This is a genomic window from Streptomyces sp. NPDC002773 (assembly GCF_040295605.1).
In the GTDB taxonomy this organism is placed as follows: Bacteria; Actinomycetota; Actinomycetes; order Streptomycetales; family Streptomycetaceae; genus Streptomyces.
The window spans coordinates 1-1516 of the sequence record NZ_JBEOVO010000080.1; the positions used below are offsets into that span (position 1 = coordinate 1).

The 1516-nt window shown below is 67.6% G+C and carries 2 protein-coding genes; one reads left to right on the forward strand and one right to left on the reverse strand.

Annotated features, from left to right (window positions below; genetic code table 11):
• Positions 1-549: hypothetical protein (locus ABT034_RS35260; RefSeq protein WP_351221187.1), on the forward strand; the 549-nt coding region annotated here is incomplete at its 5' end.
• A gap of 43 nt (positions 550-592) precedes the next feature.
• Here the strand turns inward: ABT034_RS35260 and ABT034_RS35265 are convergent.
• Positions 593-1467, reverse strand: a protein-coding gene (locus tag ABT034_RS35265) for an IS5 family transposase (RefSeq protein WP_351221188.1) whose coding sequence is annotated in 2 segments (ribosomal slippage) — positions 593-1074 and positions 1074-1467 — 876 coding nt in all. Because the reading frame shifts where the segments join, the coding sequence is not laid out codon by codon here.
• Between the last annotated feature and the right edge of the window lie 49 nt (positions 1468-1516).

Sequence of the window (1516 nt, forward strand, 5' to 3'; positions counted from 1 at the left end):
CTAGGGCCTGTTGCGAAAGCGGCTGAGGAAGCAGTTCCGCACGCCTCCGTCGCTACTCTGGGTACGACCGCGATGCAGGGGGCAACGGTGGGACGAAGAGTGCGACGGGCCGCGGGGACGCTGACCTTCACGGATCTGCTCCGGCATCCGGGGCGTCTCATCGAGCAGTTCATAGGAGACGCTCGGCCTCGCGCCGAGGCGGACGTCGTAGCGTTGAAAGCGGGAGAGGCGCGCGAGGTCTCCGCGTTCGTCCGTGACGGCCATCGTTTCCGGCAGGGGTCGTTGATTCTGGATCCTGCCGCAGCGTTGCCAGTGGTGTGGCGGCCGTTTCGAGTGCTCGGCGGATCCGGTGAAGGCGTGGTCTTGGTTGCTCCGTTCCACGTTCATGGGGCGGGCCCGGTCGCCGGCCTGGGCAGTGAGGTGGTCGACAAGCGGATGTTCCGTCTGCTGTCCCTGCAAGCCGCTGATCGCTACTGGGAGCTTGCTGTCCCCGCTGCGGACCTTGCTCTGGTCCGCGCTGCACTGCGCGGGGACGGGCCCGGAAGGTAGCCGGAGTGCCGTTGCTGATGGGCATCAGCCCGACGAAACACCGTCACAGCCATTCGTTGATGGCTGCGACCAGCAGGGTCGCTTCGTAGCGGACGGCGAGTTTGTCGTATCTCGTGGCAACGGCCCGGTGCCGCTTGAGCCGGTTGATACCGCACTCGACCGCGTGCCGCTGCTTGTAGTCATCCCGGTCGAACGTCGGCGGTCGCCCGCCGCGCGAGCCGCGTTTCAGCCGGTTGCGGACCCGGTCCGCAGGCACTGGAATCGTGGCCTTGATCCCGCGTCTGCGCAGGTAGGAGCGGTTGCTGCGGGAGTCGTACGCCTTGTCGGCCCGGACCCGGTCCGGACGCTTGCGCGGCCTGCCCAGGCCCAGCCTGGGAACCCGAATGGCTTCCAGGACCGGCTCGAACTGTGGGGAGTCACCCCGCTGCCCTGCCGTGATCACCACCGACAGCGGTTTCTGTCCCTGCTCGACGGCGAGGTGGATTTTGCTGGTCAGTCCGCCGCGGGAACGTCCGAGGCCGTGGTCGGCCGGCTCGACGAAGACACCGCCGGGCGGTTCCTTCTGAAGGTCCCCCTTTTCACCGCCCCGGCGGCGTGCTGGTGGGCCCGGCAGACGGTGGAATCGACGTTGACCTCCCAGGTGATCAGGCCCTTCGCATCCGCCTCGGCCTGGAGCCGGGTGAGGATCCTCGCCCAGGTCCCGTCCCGCTGCCAGCGCCGGAACAGGTCATAGACCCGATCCCACGGCCCATAGCGTTCCGGTACATCCCGCCACGGGGCACCGGTCCGGGTCCGCCACCGTATGCCGTCTATCAGCTGCCGCCGTGTCCACACCTGCGGTCGGCCCGCCTTGATTCCCCGCGGCAATAGGGGCTCAAGCCGGGCCCACTGCGCATTCGTCAGATCCCCACGTCCCACAAGATGTGATCATCGGCGATCAAGATCCACTTTCGCAACAGGCCCTAGG